A 386-nucleotide genomic window follows, 5' to 3' on the forward strand; every position below is an offset into this window, starting at 1 on the left:
GACCGGCTCCGTCACGCTGCGCTGCGTGTTTCCGAACCCGGACGGCGTGCTGCTGCCCGGCATGTTCGTGCGTGCGCGGCTCGAGGAAGGCGTGAACCACCAGGCGATCACAGTCCCGCAAATCGCGGTCTCGCGTGCGTCCGACGGCTCGGCGAGTGTGCTTACCGTGAGTGCCGACAACAAGGTCGTGCAGACACCGGTCACTGCGGATACGGCGTCGGGCTCGGACTGGATCGTTACGAGCGGCCTGAAGACGGGCGACCGCGTGATCGTGTCTGGTTTGCAGAACGCGCGCACCGGCGCGGTCGTGAAGCCGGTCGAGACGCCCGCCACCGCCGACAACGCAAACGCGGCAAACGCCGCGAACGCCGCGAACGCCGCAAAGG

The 386-nt window shown here is 68.1% G+C and carries 1 protein-coding gene; it reads left to right on the plus strand.

Annotated features, from left to right (window positions below; all coding sequences use genetic code 11):
- A partial coding sequence (locus SB822_RS55285) for an HlyD family secretion protein (protein ID WP_410858870.1) occupies nucleotides 1-386 on the plus strand: 386 nt, incomplete at both ends.

The sequence above is a fragment of the Paraburkholderia sp. SIMBA_054 genome (assembly GCF_046534875.1).
Taxonomy (GTDB): domain Bacteria; phylum Pseudomonadota; class Gammaproteobacteria; order Burkholderiales; family Burkholderiaceae; genus Paraburkholderia; species Paraburkholderia hospita.